General features: G+C 65.1%; 17 protein-coding genes, 1 tRNA gene and 1 pseudogene. 8 read left to right on the top strand and 11 right to left on the bottom strand.

What is annotated here, in order from left to right; all coding sequences use genetic code 11:
* Positions 1-279: pseudogene (locus tag G568_RS19965) on the top strand (IS5/IS1182 family transposase); the annotation flags it as partial.
* Between the two features lie 457 nt (positions 280-736).
* Here G568_RS19965 and G568_RS0112545 read toward each other — a convergent pair.
* Both G568_RS0112545 and hisF read right to left on the bottom strand, forming a co-directional pair.
* Positions 737-1,042 carry a phosphoribosyl-ATP diphosphatase gene (locus tag G568_RS0112545; RefSeq protein ID WP_026758367.1) on the bottom strand — a complete coding sequence of 102 codons (306 nt, stop codon included), beginning with the start codon at positions 1,040-1,042 and terminating at the stop codon, positions 737-739.
* Positions 1,039-1,803, bottom strand: a complete 765-nt coding sequence (gene hisF, locus G568_RS0112540; protein ID WP_026758366.1) for an imidazole glycerol phosphate synthase subunit HisF — start codon at positions 1,801-1,803, stop codon at positions 1,039-1,041. Before hisF ends, G568_RS0112545 begins: the two co-directional genes overlap by 4 nt.
* A gap of 381 nt (positions 1,804-2,184) precedes the next feature.
* On the opposite strand from hisF, the gene G568_RS0112530 reads away from it, so the two are divergent.
* Positions 2,185-2,643: a DUF302 domain-containing protein gene (locus tag G568_RS0112530; RefSeq protein ID WP_026758365.1), complete on the top strand. Its 459-nt coding sequence runs from the start codon at positions 2,185-2,187 to the stop codon at positions 2,641-2,643.
* A 4-nt stretch (positions 2,644-2,647) separates the two neighbouring features.
* Here G568_RS0112530 and hisA read toward each other — a convergent pair whose 3' ends face one another.
* The gene (gene hisA / locus G568_RS0112525) at positions 2,648-3,370 is read right to left on the bottom strand and encodes a 1-(5-phosphoribosyl)-5-[(5-phosphoribosylamino)methylideneamino]imidazole-4-carboxamide isomerase (protein ID WP_026758364.1); all 723 of its coding nucleotides are present in this window, start codon (positions 3,368-3,370) and stop codon (positions 2,648-2,650) included.
* 153 nt (positions 3,371-3,523) lie between these two features.
* Between hisA and G568_RS0112520 the strand changes: the two genes are divergently transcribed.
* Complete coding sequence (locus G568_RS0112520; RefSeq protein ID WP_026758363.1) at positions 3,524-3,919, top strand: DUF2147 domain-containing protein; 396 nt, start codon at positions 3,524-3,526, stop codon at positions 3,917-3,919.
* A gap of 59 nt (positions 3,920-3,978) precedes the next feature.
* On the opposite strand, the gene hisH is transcribed toward G568_RS0112520, so the two are convergent.
* Together hisH and hisB are read right to left on the bottom strand one after the other, a co-directional pair.
* Positions 3,979-4,617: an imidazole glycerol phosphate synthase subunit HisH gene (gene hisH, locus G568_RS0112515; protein WP_026758362.1), complete on the bottom strand. Its 639-nt coding sequence runs from the start codon at positions 4,615-4,617 to the stop codon at positions 3,979-3,981.
* Positions 4,618-4,666: 49 nt separating this feature from the next.
* Positions 4,667-5,254 carry an imidazoleglycerol-phosphate dehydratase HisB gene (hisB, locus tag G568_RS0112510; RefSeq protein ID WP_026758361.1) on the bottom strand — a complete coding sequence of 196 codons (588 nt, stop codon included), beginning with the start codon at positions 5,252-5,254 and terminating at the stop codon, positions 4,667-4,669.
* Positions 5,255-5,381: 127 nt separating this feature from the next.
* Between hisB and G568_RS0112505 the strand changes: the two genes are divergently transcribed.
* Positions 5,382-5,621, top strand: a complete 240-nt coding sequence (locus tag G568_RS0112505; protein ID WP_026758360.1) for an Lrp/AsnC ligand binding domain-containing protein — start codon at positions 5,382-5,384, stop codon at positions 5,619-5,621.
* Between the two features lie 113 nt (positions 5,622-5,734).
* Here G568_RS0112505 and G568_RS0112500 read toward each other — a convergent pair.
* The 3 genes from G568_RS0112500 to G568_RS0112490 all read right to left on the bottom strand — a co-directional run bounded on the left by G568_RS0112500 (position 5,735) and on the right by G568_RS0112490 (position 10,209).
* Positions 5,735-5,809: transfer RNA gene (locus G568_RS0112500), tRNA-Gly, on the bottom strand.
* Positions 5,810-5,900: 91 nt separating this feature from the next.
* Complete coding sequence (locus G568_RS0112495; RefSeq protein ID WP_026758359.1) at positions 5,901-9,341, bottom strand: pyruvate carboxylase; 3,441 nt, start codon at positions 9,339-9,341, stop codon at positions 5,901-5,903.
* A 454-nt stretch (positions 9,342-9,795) separates the two neighbouring features.
* Complete coding sequence (locus G568_RS0112490) at positions 9,796-10,209, bottom strand: VOC family protein (protein ID WP_026758358.1); 414 nt, start codon at positions 10,207-10,209, stop codon at positions 9,796-9,798.
* Between the two features lie 88 nt (positions 10,210-10,297).
* Between G568_RS0112490 and G568_RS0112485 the strand changes: the two genes are divergently transcribed.
* The gene (locus G568_RS0112485; protein ID WP_026758357.1) at positions 10,298-11,593 is read left to right on the top strand and encodes an O-acetylhomoserine aminocarboxypropyltransferase/cysteine synthase family protein; all 1,296 of its coding nucleotides are present in this window, start codon (positions 10,298-10,300) and stop codon (positions 11,591-11,593) included.
* 61 nt (positions 11,594-11,654) lie between these two features.
* On the opposite strand, the gene G568_RS0112480 is transcribed toward G568_RS0112485, so the two are convergent.
* Positions 11,655-12,347 carry an SIMPL domain-containing protein gene (locus G568_RS0112480; RefSeq protein ID WP_026758356.1) on the bottom strand — a complete coding sequence of 231 codons (693 nt, stop codon included), beginning with the start codon at positions 12,345-12,347 and terminating at the stop codon, positions 11,655-11,657.
* Positions 12,348-12,508: 161 nt separating this feature from the next.
* On the opposite strand from G568_RS0112480, the gene G568_RS0112475 reads away from it, so the two are divergent.
* Positions 12,509-15,277 carry a hypothetical protein gene (locus G568_RS0112475; protein ID WP_026758355.1) on the top strand — a complete coding sequence of 923 codons (2,769 nt, stop codon included), beginning with the start codon at positions 12,509-12,511 and terminating at the stop codon, positions 15,275-15,277.
* A 288-nt stretch (positions 15,278-15,565) separates the two neighbouring features.
* Here G568_RS0112475 and hppD read toward each other — a convergent pair whose 3' ends face one another.
* Complete coding sequence (gene hppD / locus G568_RS0112470; protein ID WP_026758354.1) at positions 15,566-16,663, bottom strand: 4-hydroxyphenylpyruvate dioxygenase; 1,098 nt, start codon at positions 16,661-16,663, stop codon at positions 15,566-15,568.
* A 151-nt stretch (positions 16,664-16,814) separates the two neighbouring features.
* On the opposite strand from hppD, the gene G568_RS0112465 reads away from it, so the two are divergent.
* Together G568_RS0112465 and G568_RS0112460 are read left to right on the top strand one after the other, a co-directional pair.
* Positions 16,815-17,270, top strand: a complete 456-nt coding sequence (locus G568_RS0112465) for an Lrp/AsnC family transcriptional regulator (RefSeq protein ID WP_026758353.1) — start codon at positions 16,815-16,817, stop codon at positions 17,268-17,270.
* Positions 17,271-17,288: 18 nt separating this feature from the next.
* The gene (locus tag G568_RS0112460) at positions 17,289-19,133 is read left to right on the top strand and encodes a monovalent cation:proton antiporter-2 (CPA2) family protein (protein ID WP_026758352.1); all 1,845 of its coding nucleotides are present in this window, start codon (positions 17,289-17,291) and stop codon (positions 19,131-19,133) included.
* Here the strand turns inward: G568_RS0112460 and cobT are convergent, their stop codons facing one another.
* Complete coding sequence (cobT, locus tag G568_RS0112455) at positions 19,134-20,150, bottom strand: nicotinate-nucleotide--dimethylbenzimidazole phosphoribosyltransferase (protein WP_026758351.1); 1,017 nt, start codon at positions 20,148-20,150, stop codon at positions 19,134-19,136.
* Positions 20,151-20,212: the final 62 nt, after the last annotated feature.

Raw genomic sequence — 20,212 nt, 5'->3', positions numbered from 1 at the left:
CGCAAAAACGCCAAGCCGTGGAAGACCGTCACCGCGGGTGCAATGGCCAGAAACGAGGCCCTGCGAGCTTCGAAATACCTCGGCCGCGCGATCTGGCGAAACTGGAGTGGATACCACCGCCGAAGCCGCGTCGAGACCAAAATGCACTGCGTGAAAATGCTGGGCCAGCGCCTCATGGCGCGGGACTTCGATCGTCAGGTTGCGGAAGTCCAAGTCCGCATCCTCGTCATGAACGGCTATACCGCGCTCGGCATACCCATAACTGAGCCCGTAGGATGAGTCTGTCTGGGGAAAGGGGGCGTCTGGCCTTCAACCAATTTGTGCAACAGAGTCGGGGTGATGTTCAGAGATTCATTGAACGATGCCACGTTCTCTTATCTGGCTTATACAAGCACAACTGCGATTATACTCTAAGTTGGGGCGAATTTGATGAAGAACTTGAAAAGTGGGAAAAGCTTATCAAAGATTTAGAACAAGCATAGAGTGGTAATCTCTATCTACTGATCTGCCCACAGCAAATTTGGGTAGGCGATTTCACCGGCCAATAAACACGCGAAATCGAGGCAAGCCCGCCGCGCTTCCCCGCATTGCCCCATGTGGCTGTGGATGTCTCACCTTGAGGGCAGGTTCCGACCGCGGGCGGAAGCGGAGCGCCCGCCCATGGGGGCGGTCGGGCGCTGCCCGGGCCGCGGGGCGTCCCGGGCGGGGACAGCTTCAACCGGCTACCGCCATGCCCTCAGCGCGCCGCTTTCTCGTCCAGCCCCGAGGTGCCCTGCCGCCGCTCCAGTTCGGCCATGACATCGGCCAGCGGCACCTGCCGCGATTGCAGCATCACCAGCAGGTGATAGAGCACGTCCGCCGCCTCCGCCGTCAGGCGCGCGCGGTCGCCGCGAACCGCCTCGATCACGGCCTCCACCGCCTCTTCGCCGAACTTTTCGGCGGCCTTCTCGGGCCCCCGCGCCAACAGCTTCGCGGTCCAGCTTTCCCCCGGATCGCCCCCCGCCCGCGCGGCAATGGTGGCGGCAAGATCGTCCAGCGTCATTCGTCCATCCTCATCGGTATGCCATGGGCAGCCATGTGCGCCTTGGCCTCATGCACGGAAAACTCCCCGAAGTGAAAGATCGACGCCGCCAGCACCGCCGCGGCGCCGCCCTCGCGCACCCCCTCGACAAGGTGGTCCAGCGTGCCCACCCCGCCCGAGGCGATCACCGGGATATCGACCGCGTCCGCCACCGCGCGGGTGAGCGGCAAATTGAACCCCGCCCGCGTGCCGTCGCGATCCATCGAGGTCAGCAATATCTCGCCCGCGCCCTTGGCGGCGACGGTGCGCGCAAACTCCACCGCGTCGATGCCGGTGGGCTTGCGGCCCCCGTGGGTGAAGATCTCCCACTTGCCGGGGGCGACCGTCTTGGCGTCGATCGCCACCACGATGCACTGGCTGCCGAAGCGATCTGCGGCCTCGCGCACCACGTCCGGGTTGGCCACGGCGGCCGAGTTGAAGCTGACCTTGTCGGCACCCGCCAGCAGAAGCGCGCGCACGTCTTGCGCGCTGCGCACCCCGCCGCCCACCGTCAGCGGGATATAACACGCCTCGGCGGTGCGGGTGACCACGTCCATCATCACGCCCCGGTTCTCGTGGGTGGCGTGGATGTCTAGGAAACAGATCTCGTCGGCGCCGGCGGCGTCATAGGCGCGCGCTGCATCGACAGGATCGCCCGCATCACGCAGATCGACGAAATTGACGCCCTTGACCACGCGGCCATCGGCGACATCAAGGCAGGGAATGACACGAACCTTCAGCATGCGCCCCTCATAGACCGGCCCGCGCCGCAGATAAAGAGGCATCGCGCGCCCTGCGGCAAACCGGGGCGAGAGGGCGCTGCCCCCTCGCGCTCCCCCGGAGTATTGTGGGCAAGATGAAGGGAATAAAAAGGCCCCCTGCTTCATCTTGCCCCAAATACTCCTGCCGGAGGCATCCGCGCTTGCGGCCCGGCGCGCGGCATGGGGCAATGCGCGCGCACGTCAATCAGCCGGTGCATTACGCGGGCGATTGCACCTTTCTCGACTGGCTGGATGCGCGGGGCCTCGTGGGCGTCAGCGGCTGACTGACCCATTCGTGATTGGCACGTGACCCGCGCCGCGTGGCACGGATGGGCTGTATCCTCGTCAAGCAAGGAGCCTGCCATGATCCGCCCTGCCCTGGCCGCTATTGCCCTTGCCGCCGCGCCGGCCCTCGCCGCTGCGCAGGACATCACCCGCGTGGCCACCGACAAATCCGTGGTGCAGGCCGCCGACGCGCTTGCCGCCACGATCGAGCCCGCGGGCATCACCCTCTTCGCCCGCGTCAATCACGGCAAGGGCGCGCGCATGGTCGATGCCGATATCGGTGAGGCGCAGTTGCTGATCTTTGGCACACCCAAGGTCGGCACGCCGGCGCTTATCGACAACCGGCTTGCCGGGATCATGCTGCCGCTGCGGGTGCTGGTCTACGAGGATAAGGACGGTCAGACATGGCTGGCCTATCACGCGCCCGCCGATATGCTGTCGGGGCTGGACGGGATCGCCGCGGATGCGCCCTATGTGCGGACCATGACCAAGGCGTTGGCCAACTTCACCGCCCGAGCGGCCGGGCAGGCCGAGTAGCGCCCTACCCCGCCAGCGCCTTCAGCGCGGCGCGCAAATCCAGCGCCCCGTCATACAGCGCCCGCCCCGAGATCGCCCCGTCAAGGTCGGCGCCGCAATCGCGCAGCGCGATCAGGTCGTCCAGCGACGACACCCCGCCGCTGGCGATCACCGGGATTTCCACCGCCCGCGCCAGTGCTGCCGTCGCCTCGACGTTAGGGCCCTGCATGGCGCCGTCGCGGTTGATGTCGGTGTAGATGATCGCCGCCACGCCCGCGTCCTCGAAGCTGCGCGCGAGGTCCGTGGCGTTCACGTCCGTTTCCTCGGCCCAGCCCTTGGTCGCGACCAACCCGCCGCGCGCGTCGATCCCGACTGCCACCTGCCCGGGGAAGGCGCGTGCCGCCTCGCGCACCAGCGCGGGGTTCTCCACCGCCACCGTGCCCAGGATCACCCGTGCCAGGCCCTTGTCCAGCCACCGCTCGATCGTGGCCATGTCCCGGATACCGCCGCCCAGTTGCGCCGGCACGTCGCAGGCCGCCAGTATCTGTTCGACCGGGGCGGCGTTCACCGGCTCGCCCTCGAACGCGCCGTTCAGGTCCACCAGGTGCAGCCACTCGCACCCCGCATCGACAAAGGCACGCGCCTGCGCCGCCGGGTTCTCGTTGAACACCGTGGCGCTGTCCATGTCGCCCTTGAGCAGGCGCACCGCCTGCCCGTCCTTCAGATCGATCGCGGGATAAAGGATCATCAGCCTTGCCTTTCATCGTGAATGCGTGCCGTTTTGCACGCCCGCGTGGGAAATGCAACGCACCGCACATATTCGCGGTGACCCAATGTAACGCTTGATTGGCGCGGCGATCCGGCGTCAGGATGGGCGCGAGCGCAAGGGAGGGGACCGGCGATGAAAACCACGACGACACTGGCCGCGCTGATGCTGCTATGGGGCGGCGGCGCCGCGCTGGCCGATCCGGTGTACGGCGTATGGCGCACTGCGCCCGACGACAACGGCAATTCCGGCCATATCCGCGTGCAGGATTGCGGCGATGCGATTTGCGGCAGGCTAATCCAGTCGTTCGATGCGCAGGGCGCGCCGATGGACTCGCCCAATACCGGCAAGCGCATCATCTGGGGTATGAAGGCCAAAGGTGGGGGCGAATACGGCGGCGGAAAGATCTGGTCACCCGACCGCGACAAGACCTACAACTCGAAGATGACGCTGAACGGCGATACACTTTCGGTCGAGGGCTGCGTTCTGTTCATCTGCCGCGACGGAGGCACCTGGACGCGGGTGGAGTAAGCCCGGCGCGCGCCTGCCCGGCGCCTTTGGCGCTATTCGGGCGGAGGTCAATTCCACCATCAGGGCTTCCAGCCCAGGAAATTCGCGATCATCCGCAGGCCGACGTTCTGGCTTTTCTCGGGGTGGAACTGCATGCCCAGAAGATTGTCGCGCCCGACCACCGCGGTCACGCGCGCGCCGTAGTCCACATGCGCCAACAGATGCGCGTCATCATCCACAACCATATGATAGGAATGCACGAAATAGGCGTGCTGCCCGCTTTGCACGCCCTCGAAAACCGGGTGCGCCCGGTCGATCACCAGGTCGTTCCACCCCATATGCGGCACCTTCAGCGCGGCATCGCCGGGCACGATCCGCTCTACCGTGCCGCCGATCCAGTCGAACCCGGCCGTCTCGCGGTATTCCATCCCGCGCGTGGCCAGCATCTGCATCCCGATGCATATCCCCAAAAACGGCTTGCCGCCCTTGATGACCGCCTCTTCCATCGCCTCGAACACGCCGCGATGATCGTAAAGCGCATCGCGGCACGCCGGAAACGCCCCGTCGCCCGGCAGCACGACGCGCCCCGCGCGGCGGATCACATCGGGGTCCGATGTCACCACGACATCGCCCGCGCCCACCTCGGCCGCCATCCGCTGAAACGCCTTTTCGGCGGAGTGCAGGTTACCGCTCTCGTAATCGATGATAACCGTGGTCATGCGCTAACCCTCTGCCGCACCTTGACTTTATGCCCTGCCCAAGCGCCCCTCACAGGCTACCCTTGGTGGAGGGGATCGCGTCGCCCTTGCGCGGGTCGGCCTCGATCGCCTCGCGTAGCGCGCGCGCCATCGCCTTGAACGCGGCCTCGGCGATGTGGTGGCTGTTGAAGCCGTGGAGCATGTCCATGTGCAGGGTGATGCCGCCATGCGTGGCAACCGCCTGGAAGAACTCGCGCACCAGCTCGGTATCGAAGGCGCCGATCCTGGCCGTGGGCATTTGGACGTTCCACACCAGGTAGGGCCGCCCCGACAGATCCAGCGCGCACCGCAACAGCGCGTCATCCATTGGCAGCAGGCAGGCGCCATAGCGCCGGATGCCCCGCTTGTCGTCCAGCGCGCGCGCCAGCGCCTGGCCCAGCGCGATGCCTACATCCTCGACGGTGTGGTGATCATCGATGTGCAGATCACCCTTGCACCGCACGGTCATGTCAATCAGCGCATGGCGCGCCAACTGGTCCAGCATGTGGTCGAAAAACCCCACGCCGGTGCGGTTGTCATAGCTGCCGCTTCCATCCAGGTCGATCTCGACCGAGATATCCGTCTCGGCGGTCTTTCGCGTGATGATGGCCGTTCGCATGGGGTTGCTCCGCTTGCTTGTCCGCCCCGGGTTATAGGCCCCCGTGCACGCAGAGGAAAGGGGCGCATTGCGCGCGCCCGCGCCCTGTGTCAGCATTGCCGCGCGTCAGCCAGCGAAAGGCCCTGCCATGTCCACCTGCGTGTTCATCCAGATCCGGTGCACCCCCGGCACCACCTACAAGGTGGCCGAGGAAATCGCCCTGCGCGAGCTGCACTCCGAGCTGTTTTCGACCTCGGGGGAGTATGACCTGCTGATGAAGCTCTACATCCCCGAGGGCCAGGACGTGGGCAAGTTCATCAACGACAACCTGCTGGACATCGACGGGATCGAGCGATCCCTGACCACCCTCACGTTCAAGGCATTTTGATATCAGAAAGCATTTTCAACACGTTATCTTGCGCGTTTCACAGAGAATCCGCCAAAACGCGAAAAGGCGCGACCGCTGGCCGCGCCTTTTTCGTGTATCCGGGTTCGGATAATTGGAGCGGGCGAAGAGATTCGAACTCTCGACCCCAACCTTGGCAAGGTTGTGCTCTACCCCTGAGCTACGCCCGCGTCCTTGTGAGGCGTGAGATATAAATTCTCCGGGCGGGCTGCAAGTGGAAAATTGCCCTCAAGCGAAAAAAACCGCCCCCGCCCGTGCCGCTCATTCCAGCTCGATCAGCAGGTCCTTGGCGTCGATCTGGCCGCCCGGCTGCACATGCACCGCCTTGACCGTCGCGTCGCGCTCGGCGTGGATGCCGGTTTCCATCTTCATCGCCTCGATCGTCAGCAGCATATCCCCCTCGCGGACCTTCTGGCCGACGCTGACGGTCACGCTGGCCACCACGCCGGGCATCGGTGCGCCGACGTGGTCGGGGTTGCCCGCCTCGGCCTTGGCGCGCGCGGCACTCTGGGCCTTGACGGCGCGGTTTGGCACGCGGATTACGCGCGGCTGACCGTTGAGCTCAAAAAACACCTTGGCCTCGCCGTCCTCGCCGGTCTCGCCGACCGCCTGCAGGCGAACCTCAAGCGTCTTGCCCGGGTCGAGCTCGGCGGTGATCTCCTCGCCCGGCTCCATCCCGTAGAGATAGGTCCGCGTCGGCAGCGTCCGCACCGGGCCATACTGGCGGTGGCGGCCCATGTAATCCAGGAACACCTTGGGGTACATCAGGTAGCCGTTCAGATCCTCGTTATCGACCGGCTTGCCCTCAAGCGCGCCCGACAGCTCGGCCCGCGTCTGTTCCAGATCGACGGGCGGCAGGTGCTTGCCCGGCCGCTCGGTGTTGGGGGCCTCGTCCTTGAGAACCTTGCGAACGATCCCCTCCGGGAACCCGCCCGGAGGCTGGCCCAGATTGCCGCGCATCATGTCGATCACCGAGTCGGGGAACGACACCTCGACCTCCGGATCCTCGACCTGCTCGCGGGTCAGGCCCTGGCTGACCATCATCAACGCCATGTCGCCCACCACCTTCGAGGACGGCGTGACCTTGACGATATCGCCGAACATCTGGTTCACGTCCGCATAGGTTCGCGCCACCTCGGGCCAGCGATCCTCAAGCCCGAGCGAGCGCGCCTGCGCCTTGAGGTTGGTGAACTGCCCGCCGGGCATCTCGTGCAGGTAGACCTCGGATGCGGGGGCCTGAAGGCCCGACTCAAAAGCCGCGTATTGCGCGCGCACCTGCGCCCAGTAATCGCTGATTTCACGCACGCGGGCGATATCAAGGCCGGTCTCGCGCGGCGTATGCCTGAGCGCCTCGACGATAGAGCCAAGGCACGCCTGCGAGGTCCCGCCCGAGAACGCGTCCATCGCCGCATCGGCGGCGTCCACGCCCGCATCGGCGGCGGCAAGGATGGTGGCCCCCGCGATGCCGCTGGTATCGTGGGTGTGGAAATGCACGGGGATGTCCAGTTCGTCCTTGAGGGCCTTGACCAGAACGCTGGCCGACGCGGGCTTGAGCAGCCCCGCCATATCCTTAAGGCCCAGCACATGCGCGCCGGCCTGCTGCAGTTCCTTGGCCATCGAGACGTAGTATTTCAGGTCATACTTGGCGCGATCCGGATCAAGGATATCGCCGGTGTAGCAGATCGTGCCCTCGCAGATGCGGCCCGTCTCCTGCACCGCGTCCATCGCGACGCGCATGTTTTCCACCCAGTTGAGGCTGTCGAAGACACGGAACACGTCCACGCCCGTCTCGGCCGCCTGGCGCACGAATTCCTGCACCACGTTGTCGGGATAGTTGGTGTAGCCCACCCCGTTGCTGGCCCGTAGCAGCATCTGCGTCAGCAGGTTGGGCATCTTGGCGCGCAGATCGCGCAGGCGCTGCCACGGGCATTCCTGCAAGAAGCGATAGGCCACGTCGAAGGTGGCCCCGCCCCAGCATTCGACGCTGAACAGTCCCGGCAGGTTGGCGGCATATGCCGGCGCGACCTTGATCATGTCGATCGAGCGCATCCGCGTGGCCAGCAGGCTCTGGTGTCCATCGCGCATGGTGGTGTCGGTCAACAGAAGCTGCGGCTGATCCAGCATCCAGTCGGCGACGGCCTTGGCGCCCTTTTGCTCTAGCAGTGTCTTGCTGCCGGCGGGCACGTCCTCCACGGCCGCGCGGGGCGGACGGGGGGCCTTGGCGGCGGCAGGTTTGGCGCGGCCTTGCGTCTCGGGGTGGCCGTTGACGGTGATGTCGGCGATATAGGTCAGGATCTTGGTCGCCCGGTCCCGGCGCTTGGCGAAGTTGAACAGCTCGGGCGTCTCGTCGATGAAGCGCGTGGTGTATTCGTTGTTGAGGAACACCGGATGCTTGAGCAGGTTCTCGACGAAGGCGATGTTGGTGCTGACGCCGCGAATGCGGAACTCGCGCAGGGCGCGGTCCATGCGGGCGATCGCGCCCTCCGGCGTCTGGGCCCAGGCGGTGACCTTGACCAGCAGGCTATCGTAGTAGCGCGTGATCACGCCGCCCGCGTAGGCAGTGCCGCCATCAAGGCGAATGCCCATGCCCGTGGCGCTGCGGTAGGCGGTGATGCGGCCATAGTCGGGGATGAAGTTGTTTTGCGGATCCTCGGTGGTGATCCGGGTCTGCAAGGCATGCCCGTTGAGCGTTATCGACGCCTGCCCCGGCTTGCCCGTTGCCTCGGCCAGCGGCTTGCCCTCGGCGATCTTGATCTGGGCCTGCACGATATCGACGCCGGTCACCTCTTCGGTGACGGTGTGTTCGACCTGAACGCGCGGATTGACCTCGATGAAGTAGAAACTGCCGGTGTCCATGTCCATCAGGAACTCGACCGTGCCGGCGCACTCATAATTCACGTGCTGGCAGATGCGGCGGCCCAGCTCACACAGCTCTTCGCGCTGCGCTTGCGCCAGGTAGGGCGCCGGGGCGCGCTCGACCACCTTCTGATTGCGCCGCTGGACCGAGCAGTCGCGCTCCCACAAATGATAGATCTCGCCGCTTTTGTCGCCAAGGATCTGCACCTCGACATGGCGCGCTCGGGTGATCATCTTTTCAAGATAGCCCTCGCCGTTGCCAAAGGCGGCTTCGGCCTCGCGGCGCCCTTCCAGCACCTTTTCCTCCAGCTCGTCGGCGCTGTTGATCGGGCGCATGCCGCGCCCGCCGCCGCCCCAGCTGGCCTTGAGCATCAGGGGATAGCCGATTTCGCCCGCCGCGGTGCGGATCGCATCCATGTCCTCGCCCAGGACCTCGGTCGCCGGGATCACCGGCACACCCGCCTCGATCGCCACGCGCCGGGCACTGGCCTTGTCGCCGAGCGCGCGCATCGTTTCGGCGCGCGGGCCGATGAACACGATCCCCGCGTTGGTGCAGGCGTCGACAAACTCGGGGTTTTCCGACAACAACCCATAGCCGGGGTGGATCGCGTCGGCGCCCGCCTCGCGAGCCACGCGGATGATCTCGTCGATCGACAGGTAGGCCGCGACCGGCCCCATCCCCTCGCCGATCCGATACGCCTCGTCCGCCTTGAAACGGTGCAGGCTGAGCTTGTCCTCTTCGGCAAAGACGGCGACGGTTTTCTTGCCCAGCTCATTAGCGGCGCGCATGACGCGGATGGCGATTTCGCCGCGATTGGCAATCAGGATCTTGTTGAACTCGGGCATTTGCGGGCTCCTGTCTGGGTGTCCGTGCGTTTGCGTTGCAAAGTGGTAGCCTCATGCCGCAGTGCAGCGCAACAGTTTGCTGAGCCTTATGTGAAAGATTCTTGAAAGGTTTCCGCCACCCGTCACGTATCGGCACTCACGCGCAGGGTGAGCATATATCAGCCAGGCACGCGCAACAAAACGACCCAAGGACGCGCCAAAGCGGCAAGCGGCCGAGAAGCCGCTCATCGGCGGGCCGCGGTGCGGCGATCCAACATTGGTTCGGGGCACTTTATTTTTGCCAAACCCGAATTACCTTGGTGCGCTGCACAGGTGTTAGCCAAATCGCCGCGCCGGGGGGCGGCCCGGCGATGCGCGGCGGGCTTCGGGCGCTATTTCGCGCAGGGCGATATATCGAAGGTCCGAAACAAGACCATCAGGGATCAAGCGAAGGGGTTTTCATCTGCCTGCCAATTCAACTGGCGAAAAGCCCCTCTTCCGCGGCCAGGCCCTTGATCTCGATCGGGTTGCCCGACGGATCGCGAAAGAACATCGTCCACTGCTCGCCCGGCTGCCCTTCGAACCTCACAGAGGGCGGCAGGACAAATTCCACCCCCGCCGCGACAAGCCTATCGGCCAGCGCCCGCCAGTCATCAAGGCCCAGAACCACGCCAAGATGCGGCATGGGCACCATATGATCGCCCACTTTTCCTGTGTCAGTGGTCGCGAACGGCTCTCCCAGATGCAGGCTGAGTTGATGACCGAAAAAGTCGAAATCCACCCATGTATCGGTGCTGCGCCCCTCGCTCGCCCCCAAAAGGCCGGAATAGAATTCCCGCGCCTGATCCAGATCGCGAACGTGGTAGGCTAAATGAAATGCCGGTCGCATTGTTCGTCCTTTCACTGAACTGTCTCGTTGTCGCATGCGCCTTCATGGCTTAGAGATTTTGACAACGAGAGCAAGGAGGGACATTTCCATGACAGACGGCACACCCGGCTACGGCTTCGATACACTGCAAATTCACGCCGGCGCCCGGCCAGACCCGGCCACCGGCGCACGCCAGACCCCGATATACCAGACAACCGCCTACGTCTTCCGCGATGCCGACCACGCGGCGGCGCTTTTTAACCTGCAGGAGGTCGGCTATATCTACTCGCGCCTGACCAACCCGACGGTGGCGGTGCTGCAAGAACGCATGGCCACGCTTGAGGGCGGCGTCGGCGCGGTGTGCTGCTCGTCCGGGCACGCGGCGCAGATCATGGCGCTGTTCCCGCTGATGGGGCCGGGGCTGAACGTGGTGGTGTCCACCCGGCTTTATGGCGGGTCGATCACGCAGTTCAGCCAGACGATCAAACGCTTTGGATGGACCGCGAAATTCGTTGATTTCGATGATGTGGACGCGGTCGCCGCGGCGATCGACGACGACACGCGCGCGATATTCTGCGAGAGTATCGCCAATCCCGGCGGCTACGTCACGGACCTGCCGGCCATCGCGGCCGTGGCCGACGGCGCCGGTCTGCCGCTGATCGTGGACAACACCAGCGCCACCCCGTACCTGTGCCGGCCGATCGAACATGGCGCGACGCTGGTCGTGCATTCGATGACCAAGTATCTGACCGGCAACGGCACGGTTACCGGCGGCGTGGTTGTGGATTCGGGCAAATTCGACTGGTCGGCAAGCGGCAAGTTCCCTTCGCTGTCCGAGCCCGAAGCCGCCTATCACGGCCTTAAGTTCCACGAGACGTTCGGCCCGCTGGCCTTTACCTTCCACGGGATCGCCGTGGGCCTGCGCGACCTGGGCATGACGCTCAACCCGCAGGCGGCGCATTACACGCTGATGGGGATCGAGACGCTGTCCCTGCGCATGGAGCGGCACAGCGAGAACGCGCAGAAGGTGGCGGAGTGGCTCGAGGCAGACCCGAGGATCGAAAAGGTGACCTATGCCGGCCTGCCCTCCTCGCCCTATCACGAGCGCGCGCAGCGGCTGTTCCCCAAGGGCACCGGCGGCCTGTTCACGGTCACGCTAAAGCGCGGATACGAGGCCTGCGTCAAGCTGGTGGACAGCCTTGAGCTATTCAGCCACGTGGCCAACCTTGGCGACACCCGCAGCCTGGTGATCCACTCGGCCAGCACCACGCACCGGCAATTGACCGAAGAGCAGCAGATCGCGGCCGGCGCAGGGCCGGATGTTGTCCGTATCTCGATCGGGATCGAGGACGCGGACGACCTGATTCGCGACCTGGACCAGGGGCTGAGCAAGGCCGGCGCCTGACCGCGCCCGCATAAACGGTGACGGGGCAAGCGCGCCCCGTCATCCATCACTCGGGCATCCATCACTCGGGCGGCGTCAACCCAAACACCATCGACACCGACGCTTCGATCTCGACCTCGCCCGCGGCGATCGGCACCGAATCGCTGCGCATCATGGTCGGGGCCATCCGTTCGGGCGATGGCCGCTCACCCCTTCCCTCGCTGATCGACACGGTATCGCCAAGGGTCACGCCCGCCGCGTCTGCCAATAGCTCGGCCTTGTGCCTGGCATTGGCCACTGCGCGGCGGCGCGCCTCGTCCATCGCCTCTTGCCGGTCCTGAAGGGCGAAACGGATACTGTCGAGGCGGTTGGCCCCGTCAGACACCAGCGCATCCAGCGCCTCGCCCACCGTGTCGATATCGCGCAGGCGCACCGTGATCATGTTTGCCGCCTCATAGCCCCAATGCACGCGCGGCCCGCCGCCCTCTGGCGTGTTCCACACCGGCCCGAGCGAGAGCGAACTGGTCTGCACGTCCCGCTTGGCCACGCCCAACCCCGACAGCCGCGACATCAGCGCCGCAACGGCGTCCGAGGTCTTGCGCAGCGCATTGGTGGCTTGCTTGTCCTTGTGGGTGACACCCAGCCGGACGATGGCCATGTCGGGCGCGGTTTCAATCACCGCCTGCCCCGATACGCTGATCCGGCGATCTGGGGTCTCGGCAGCGGCCGGCAGCGCAATGAGGGCGATCAGCGCGGCACAGAATAGGTTTCGCATTGGCGTTCTCCTTGATAGTCTCCCCCTAGATTGAACATGCATTTTCCGTTGGTAAAGGGAAACTGAGCCAAGCCTTTCCCTGAGCAGGAAACTGCTGTAAAAAGAACGGATTGGTGCTGCGGCGCTCTACGGCCGCGCGGGGGGATGATAAAGCCTAAGTCATGAAACCGAACTTCGCGTTGACCCTGTCATTTGACGGTATCGGCCTGTTGCACCGTGTGCCTTCGGGCTGGCACCTCGTGGGCGAGGTTGGTCTTTCATCGGACGATTTGGCCGGCGAACTGGCGGTGCTGCGGCGCACGGCACAGCGCCTCGATAGCAGCGGCCTCAGCTGCAAGCTCGTCATCCCGAACGAGCAGATCCGCTACTTGACAATCGACACCCCCGGTGCGGACGATGCCGCGCGCGCGCAGGCCGCCAGCGATGCGATGGACGGGGCGACCCCCTATGCCGTGGATGAGCTGCGCATCGACTGGGCCGCCAACGGCGAGCGCACGCACGTGGCGGCGGTTGCGCAGGAAACCCTTCAAGAGGCCGAAGATTTCGCGCTTGAACACCAGTTTGGGCCGGTGAGTTTCGTGGCGACCCCCCCGGACGGCGCCTTTGTCGGCGAAGTGTTCTTCGGGGCCTGTTCGCAGGTGAAAGACCCTGTCGAGCGCGACCTGGACCCGATCCATATCGTTGGCATGGCCCATCTGCCCGCGGCGGGGGAGCCGCTGTTTGACACGGCCAAGCCGCCGCAGGACGCAAGCGATGCGCCCGCAATTCCCCCCGCGCCAAACGCAAAGGCAACGCCGGAGCAGAGCGCGGACCAAGAGACGCCCGACAAGCCCGCGAAAAGCGAGGCGCCGGCAAAGAAGGCAGCGCCGAAAACGCCGGCCACCGGCAAGCCGAAAACCGACAAACCGAAAAGCGACAAACCAAAGACCGGCAAGAAGCCCGTCACAGCAGAGCGCAAAGCCGACGCCTCAAAGGCCCCTGCCGCGCCCATGCCCGCCTTTTCGTCGCGCCGGCAGGCACCCAGCGACGATGCCGGCAAAAGCATCGATCCGGCGGCGATGGCGCGCACGCTAGTTGCCAAGGCCGCGCCGCGCCTGACCTTCGGCTTGCGCTCCGGGGCTGGCAAGAAATCCGGGGCTGGCAAGAAAACTGCGCCCAAACCATCAACAAAACGCAGCGCGCCCAAACCGGCGTCTCCTCCCCCCCCTCGCGTGCCCGCCGCCCCCAAAGAAGCTACGGCACCTGCACCGAAACCGGACAAGGCCCCCACCCCGGCGCAGCCCGCCGGGCGCGCCGCCAGCGCACAGTTCAAGGGTGCCGCGCGGTCGCTGCGCGGACGCACGGTCAACGCTGGCAGCAGCACCCTTTCGGCGCTCACGCGGCCATTTCGCGCCGCCGGGGCCACCGCACGGCGCGGCGCCAGCCAATCCAGACAGGCCGCCCGCACCGGCGCCGACAGGATCAAGGCCGGGTTCAGCCAAGCCGGGCAACTGGTAAAACGCCGCGAAAAAGCCCCCGCCCCCACCCCCATCAAGAGCGATCAGGCATCACAGGCCCCGCTGCGCAGTCCCGCGCCCACGCAAACGCCGCAAGACGAAGAACAGAAGATGACGATCTTCGGCGCACGCGCGGCCGACTCGCCCGGCCGCGCGGCAATCGGCGGGCAAACGCGAAATATCGGACTGGTCGTGGCCTCTGCGGTTCTGCTGGCGCTCGCCGGGGTTGGCGTGTGGGCGACCATCTATTCCGGCAGCGACACCATGGGCCCGTTCGGCGAGCGCGCCGACGTCCAGGACTTGCCGCGCGCGTCGGATGATATCGCCGCGCTGTCCCCGCCGCAGGAGGACGCAAGCGATACCGTCCAGCCACCCGCGCCGCTAAAGCCCGCGGAGGCGCCTGAAACGCCCGCCGCCGATACCGCGCAGCCCCCGGCAGCGCCGCAAGATGAAGCCGAGCCAGAGCAGACCGGGGAGGCCACCGACGCCGCGCCGCAACGGACCACGTCGCTGATCCCCCGCCCCGATGAGGCGGCGGCGCGCTATGCGGCGACGGGTATATGGCCCGCCGCGCCCGACGCGCCCGAGGCCCCACCCGTTGATCCGCTGGGAAATCTCTATCTCGCCTCTCTCGATAGAAACGTCGATTTCTCGGATGCGGTGGCCCTGCCGCCTGCCGATGTGCTGCAGGCCGATCCGCGCCCGCGTCCGCAGACCGCCCCGGCCCTGCCCGGCACCCGGTTCGATCTGGATGAACGCGGGCTGGTCACGGCGACGCCGGAGGGCACGATTTCCCCCGACGGGGTGATGATCTACGCCGGCGCGCCGCCCGTGCAACCCCCGCGCCTGCGCACCAGCGACACCCGCGTTCAGGACGCCCTGCGCGAGCGCCTGTCCGGTGTCCGCCCCAAGGCGCGCCCCGCGGGCCTCGTCGATGGGGCTGCGGGTGAGGGTGAGCAATCGGAACTTGATGCCGAGGACGACACCGCGCTGGCCGTCATCCACCCCAAACGCAGACCGGCCGAGATCGCTGCCAAGGCGCGCGCCGATGCACAGGCGAATACCGCCAACACCGCCAACGCAACCGCACAGGCGATCGACGTCTCGCTCAAACCCGAGGTGCGCCCCGACGACCTGGAACCTGAAGTCGCCCGCCGCACCGCCAGCACCGTCGCCCCCGACATCCCGACCTCGGCCTCGGTCGCCAAGCAGGCGACGGTGAAAAACGCGCTGAGCATGCGCAAGATCAGCCTGATCGGTGTCTATGGCAAACCTTCCAGCAGGCGCGCATTGGTGAGGCTACCCAACGGACGGTTCGAGAAGGTCCAAATAGGAGACAGCATCGACGGCGGCCGGGTCGCCGCCATTGGCGAAACCGAGCTGCGCTACATCAAGCGCGGCCGCAACCTGGTGCTGAAGATGCCGAACGGCTGATACGGGCGGTTTGTCCGGTGCCCGCCCGAGCGGCTCTGGCCCGTCAAACCACAGGGTCGCCTTCGGAAAACGGCGCGCGTGACGAGAAAAGAGGGCAGCGCCTGCCTGGGCGGGCGCATCTTCCTGCCGGGGGCAGGCAGGCGCTGCCATCGTTTAAGCCGCTACGTTTCAACAAGCCTCACCGCCGGGCGGGGCATTTCCGCCATGGTGCGCCAATCCTCGGGGCCGCACGTGACCCGGCCGGGGTGGCCCATTCAAGGACGCACCCCTTGGCCCATAGCGCCAAGCTTACTTGGCCTCTTCCAACTCGCCGCTGTCGATCTGTTCCTGCTCGATGGATTCGAACAAGGCCTTGAAGTTCCCCTCGCCAAAGCCGTCATCGCCTTTGCGCTGGATGAACTCGAAAAAGATCGGGCCGATCACGGTTTTCGAGAAGATTTGCAACAGGATCTTGGTCTCGCCCCCGTTCACGACGCCTTCGCCATCGATCAGGATGCCGTGCTTTTTCATCCTTTCGATCGGCTCTTCGTGGCCTTGGACACGGGTTTTGCTCAGCTCGTAATAGGCCTCGGGCGGGGCCGGCATGAACTTCACGCCGCGCTGAGAAATGGCATCGGTGGCGTCATAGATGTTCTCGGTGCCGACCGCGATATGCTGGATGCCTTCGCCGTTGTATTTCTTCAGGTAGGCCACGATCTGCCCCGTTTCGCCCCGGTCCTCGTTGATCGGGATGCGAATGCGTCCACAGGGCGAGGTCAGCGCCCGGCTGAACAGGCCGGTATACTTGCCCTCAATATCGAAAAAGCGGATTTCACGGAAGTTGAACAGCCCTTCATAAAAGCGAAACCACTTGTCCATATTTCCCTTGAACACGTTGTGGGTCAGGTGATCGAGGTAGTAGAAGCCAACCCCCTCGGGCTTGGACGTCTGCAGCCACTCGAACTCCTCGTTATAGGGCGAGGTGTCATAGTACTGATCGATAAAATAGATCAGCGACCCGCCGATCCCCTTGATCGCGGGGACATCCATCGTGCGATCGTCTTCCATGTAGGGCTCTGCCCCCTTTGCGACGGCGTGATCGAACGCCTTTTGCGCATCCGCCACGCGCCAGCCCATCGACGGGGCACAGGGGCCGTGTTCCTCGACAAAGCGGGTCGCCATCGAGTCCGGCTCGGCATTCAGGATGTAGGTGATATCGCCTTGTTGCCACAGCTCGATATTCTTGGACTTGTGCCGCCCGGTCAGGGCATACCCCATACGCGAAAACAGGCTGCGCAACTCCTCTGGATCGGGATGGGCGAACTCCACAAACTCGAACCCGTCGGTTCCGGCCGGGTTTTCGGGGGTAATCTCGGATCGCGGGGCGTCGTGCGGGAAGGGTCCCATGGCATGGCTCCTTGTTTGATGTGACTGTATCGGCGCTCATGAACAAGTTTACATGATAAGGAACGGGGATTTTGCGCATTTTGCGCGCAAATCCCCTTTATATATGCGGCAATTCAACGTATTATTCGCCATATACGCGGGGATTTCGCACATGATTGACGATACTGACAAACGCATCCTCGCCGCGCTACAAGCCGACGCACACCTTACGGCACAGCAGCTTGGCGATATGCTCAACCTGTCGCCCAGTCAGGCCGGGCGGCGGAGGCAGCGGCTGGAAAGCGCGGGGTACATTCGCGGCTACGCGGCACGGCTCAGCCCCGATTTGCTGGGATTGGACGTGCAGGCCTTCGTGCAGGTCCAATTGGGCAGTCACGGCCCCGAGCAGGCGCAGGGCTTTGCCCGGCTGGTCGCCACCCGCCCCGAGATCATAAGCGCATGGACCCTGACAGGAGATGCGGATTACATGCTACGGGTCTATTGCGCCGATCTGGGCGCATTGAACCGACTGATTCACGAGGTACTCTCGCCTCATCCCGCCGTCGCCCGCGTTCAGAGCCAGGTCGTCATGGACCAGTTCAAACAGGACGCCCCCCTGCCAACCTAAGCCCCCGAAGGACAGCACATGCAGGAAATCCTGATACAAGCGTCGATCTACCTGGCTGCGACCGTCATCGCGGTGCCCTTGGCGGCGCGTCTTGGGTTTGGCTCGGTGCTTGGCTACCTGTCGGCGGGCATTCTCATCGGGCCGGTGCTGGGCCTTGTGGGCAGCTCGGAAACCCAGGACTTGCAGCATTTTGCCGAGTTCGGCGTCGTCATGATGCTGTTCCTGATCGGTCTTGAGCTGGAGCCGCGCGCCCTGTGGGCGATGCGGCACAAGCTGCTGGGGCTGGGTGGGGCCCAGATCCTGCTGACCATGGCCGCCGTCATGGGCGGCGCCACGCTGCTGGGGCTGGACACGCGCAGCGCGCTTGCGGTGGGGCTGATCCTGGCGTTGTCATCGACCGCTATCGTCTTGCAAACGCTCAAGGAAAAGGGCCTGATGCAGACCGGCGGCGGGCGATCTGCCTTTTCGGTTCTGCTCACGCAGGACATCGCCGTAATTCCGATGCTGGCGTTGCTGCCACTGCTGGCGCTGGCCCCTGCCCCGGACGCCGAGACGGCGCATGGCGGCGAAGCGGTGTCGCTGGTCGAAGGGCTACCCGGTTGGGGGGTGACGCTGGTTACGTTGGGGGTGGTCGGGCTGATCGTGCTGGCCGGGATTTACCTCACTCGGCCGCTGTTCCGGTTCATCCACCAGGCGCGCCTGCGCGAGATGTATACCGCGCTGTCGCTCCTGATCGTGCTGGGCATTGCCGCGGCGATGATGATGGTCGGCCTGTCGCCCGCGCTCGGCACTTTCCTGGCGGGCGTGGTTTTGGCCAACAGCGAATTTCGCCACGAGTTGGAAAGCGACATCGAGCCGTTCAAAGGCCTGCTTCTGGGGCTGTTTTTCATCACGGTCGGGGCCGGGATCAATTTCGGCCTCTTGTGGGAGTTTCCCCTGCTTCTGACGGGGCTGACGCTGGCCCTGATCCTGACAAAGATGGTGATCCTGTTCGTCCTGGGGCGGATCTTTCGCCTGCGCGGACGGAACCAATGGCTTTTCACACTGTCATTGGCCCAGGCCGGAGAATTCGGCTTTGTGCTGCTGTCCTTTTCGGTGCAGCAAAACGTGCTGCCGCCCGTCCTGGCCGAGCAACTCCTGCTGGTGATCGCGCTGTCGATGCTGATCACGCCGGTGCTGTTCTTGCTGCACGAATACCTTGCCCGGCGTTTTGCCGAGGCGGCCGAGAGCCCCGAACCGGACGAGATCGACGAGCAAGGCACCGTGATCATCGCCGGGATCGGGCGGTTCGGGCAGATCGTTAACCGGCTCGTGCAATCCAGCGGCTTCACCACGGTGGTGCTCGACCATAACCTCTCGACCATCCAGTTGATGCGCAAATTCGGAATCAAGGGGTTCTTCGGCGATCCGACCCGCCCCGAATTGCTGCATGCCGCCGGGTTGGGCGAGGCGCGCATCCTTGTCGTCGCGATGGACGATCCCGCCTCGGCGACCCGGCTGGTCAGTTATGCCAGGCACGAGCGGCCCGATTTGCACATCGTCGCGCGCGCGCATGACCGCACCCATGTTTACAAGCTGTATCAGGCAGGCGCCAACGACATCGTCCGCGAGATGTTCGACAGCTCGCTGCGCGCGGGGCGCTATGTTCTGGAAAACATGGGCCTGAGCGAGTTCGAAGCCGCCGAGGCGGAAAAACTCTTCTACCAGCACGACAGGCAATCCATCCGCGATCTCGCGGAATTGTGGGATCCGCAGGTGCCGGCCTCGGAGAACGAGGCGTATATCGCGCGCTCCCGCGAGTTGCAGAAAGAGCTGGAAACCGCCCTTCTGGCGCAGCTCGAAGCGCGCGACGAGGCGGGATGATCAGGCTTCGCTGACCCCCGCCTCGGCAAAGCTGGCCATGCCCGAATGGCAGGCCACCGCCCCCTTGAGCACCCCAAGCGCCAGCGCCGCGCCCGATCCCTCGCCAAGGCGCATACCCAGCGACAGCAGTGGCGCCTTGTCCAGCACCCCAAGCAGGCGCGCGTGCCCCGGCTCGACACTGACATGCCCGGCCGCGCAATGATCCAGCGCGCCGCGCCGAGGCTGATCAAGGCAGGCGGCGGCGGCGGTGCAGATGAACCCGTCAAGCAGAACCGGAATACGCAGCACCCGCGCGCGCGCGATCGCGCCGGCCATCGCCGCCAGCTCGCGCCCGCCCAAACAACGCAGCACATCCAGCCCGCTTTGCCCTTCGCGGCCATGCAGGGCAACACCCGCTTCGACCACGCGCGCCTTGTTGGCAAGCCCGGCATCGTCAACACCCGTGCCGCGCCCCACCCAATCAGACGCCACGCCGCCAAAGAGCGCCAGCGCGACCGCCGCCGCCGAGGTGGTATTGCCGATCCCCATTTCCCCGCAAATCAGGACATCGCCCCCTGGATCGACCGCCTGCCAGCCAACCCCGAGCGCCTCCAGGAACCCGGCCTCGTCCATGGCCGGGGCGGCGGTGAAATCGGACGTGGGCGTCTCAAGCGACAGCGCGTGCACGTCCATCCGCGCGCCAAAGCAGTTGGCCAACTGGTTGATCGCGGCGCCGCCATGATCGAAATTCTGGACCATCTGCGCTGTCACTTCGGGCGGAAAGGCCGATACCCCCTGCGCGGTGACACCATGATTGCCCGCAAACACCAGGACCTGCGGCGCCGCGATTTGCGGCTTGGCGGTGCCGCGCCAGCCCGCGTACCAAATCGCCAGATCCTCAAGCCGACCAAGCGCGCCCGGCGGCTTCGTCAACTGGCCATTGCGCTCTTGCGCGGCCGCAACGGCGCCTTCGTCCCGCGCCGGCGCGGCATCGAGCAAATCGGAAAACTCGGCGAGATTGGAAAATGGCGCGGTCATGGTATCCCTCGTTGATTGTATTTGCTTACGGGTGTTTAACCGTCTGAGCAGGGCGAACAAGG

Source organism: Sediminimonas qiaohouensis DSM 21189 (assembly GCF_000423645.1).
Classification (GTDB): Bacteria; Pseudomonadota; Alphaproteobacteria; order Rhodobacterales; family Rhodobacteraceae; genus Sediminimonas; species Sediminimonas qiaohouensis.
The sequence above is the reverse complement of the archived record's forward strand: the minus strand, read 5'-3'. Positions and strand labels throughout refer to the sequence as shown.

Excerpts from the sequence above, each read along its gene's own strand:
- G568_RS0112545 (WP_026758367.1), bottom strand. The coding sequence starts at position 1,042 with ATGACGCTGGACGATCTTGCCGCCACCATTGCCGCGCGGGCGGGGGGC.
- hisF (WP_026758366.1), bottom strand. The coding sequence starts at position 1,803 with ATGCTGAAGGTTCGTGTCATTCCCTGCCTTGATGTCGCCGATGGCCGC.
- G568_RS0112530 (WP_026758365.1), top strand. The coding sequence starts at position 2,185 with ATGATCCGCCCTGCCCTGGCCGCTATTGCCCTTGCCGCCGCGCCGGCC.
- hisA (WP_026758364.1), bottom strand. The coding sequence starts at position 3,370 with ATGATCCTTTATCCCGCGATCGATCTGAAGGACGGGCAGGCGGTGCGC.
- G568_RS0112520 (WP_026758363.1), top strand. The coding sequence starts at position 3,524 with ATGAAAACCACGACGACACTGGCCGCGCTGATGCTGCTATGGGGCGGC.
- hisH (WP_026758362.1), bottom strand. The coding sequence starts at position 4,617 with ATGACCACGGTTATCATCGATTACGAGAGCGGTAACCTGCACTCCGCC.
- hisB (WP_026758361.1), bottom strand. The coding sequence starts at position 5,254 with ATGCGAACGGCCATCATCACGCGAAAGACCGCCGAGACGGATATCTCG.
- G568_RS0112505 (WP_026758360.1), top strand. The coding sequence starts at position 5,382 with ATGTCCACCTGCGTGTTCATCCAGATCCGGTGCACCCCCGGCACCACC.
- G568_RS0112495 (WP_026758359.1), bottom strand. The coding sequence starts at position 9,341 with ATGCCCGAGTTCAACAAGATCCTGATTGCCAATCGCGGCGAAATCGCC.
- G568_RS0112490 (WP_026758358.1), bottom strand. The coding sequence starts at position 10,209 with ATGCGACCGGCATTTCATTTAGCCTACCACGTTCGCGATCTGGATCAG.
- G568_RS0112485 (WP_026758357.1), top strand. The coding sequence starts at position 10,298 with ATGACAGACGGCACACCCGGCTACGGCTTCGATACACTGCAAATTCAC.
- G568_RS0112480 (WP_026758356.1), bottom strand. The coding sequence starts at position 12,347 with ATGCGAAACCTATTCTGTGCCGCGCTGATCGCCCTCATTGCGCTGCCG.
- G568_RS0112475 (WP_026758355.1), top strand. The coding sequence starts at position 12,509 with ATGAAACCGAACTTCGCGTTGACCCTGTCATTTGACGGTATCGGCCTG.
- hppD (WP_026758354.1), bottom strand. The coding sequence starts at position 16,663 with ATGGGACCCTTCCCGCACGACGCCCCGCGATCCGAGATTACCCCCGAA.
- G568_RS0112465 (WP_026758353.1), top strand. The coding sequence starts at position 16,815 with ATGATTGACGATACTGACAAACGCATCCTCGCCGCGCTACAAGCCGAC.
- G568_RS0112460 (WP_026758352.1), top strand. The coding sequence starts at position 17,289 with ATGCAGGAAATCCTGATACAAGCGTCGATCTACCTGGCTGCGACCGTC.
- cobT (WP_026758351.1), bottom strand. The coding sequence starts at position 20,150 with ATGACCGCGCCATTTTCCAATCTCGCCGAGTTTTCCGATTTGCTCGAT.